This is a genomic window from Colwellia marinimaniae, from assembly GCF_002207865.1.
GTDB classification, from domain to species: domain Bacteria; phylum Pseudomonadota; class Gammaproteobacteria; order Enterobacterales; family Alteromonadaceae; genus Colwellia; species Colwellia marinimaniae.
In genome coordinates this window covers 1-276 of the sequence record NZ_BDQM01000239.1, presented here as the reverse complement: position 1 = coordinate 276, position 276 = coordinate 1, and the positions used below count along the sequence as shown (strand labels likewise).

At 63.4% G+C, this 276-nt stretch carries 1 protein-coding gene; it reads right to left on the bottom strand.

Annotated features, from left to right (window positions below):
- Positions 1 to 276, bottom strand: a 276-nt coding sequence (locus MTCD1_RS20955) for a BamA/TamA family outer membrane protein (RefSeq protein WP_159459927.1), incomplete at both ends; no start/stop codon positions are given.

The following is a 276-nucleotide window of genomic DNA, read 5'->3' as shown; positions in this document are numbered from 1 at the left end:
GCCGTCGGCGTACACGGTCTCCGAGAAGTCCGGCGAGGTCGGCAGACAGGGATCGCTGGGGTCTGCGCTGGGGACGTAAGTGTCGTTCTTGCCGTCGCCGTCGGTGTCGATCCACTTCGGTGCGGTGTAGCAGATGTTGCGGGTGAACGAATCGCCGTAGGAGTCGCCGTAGTCCAGGTTCAGCCCGGTGCGGATCACCAGCATCGAGCTCAGCGGCCAGTACTTGGAAACGTCGTAGGAGAGCTTGAAATACTCCACGGTCGAGCCGGGCAGGGC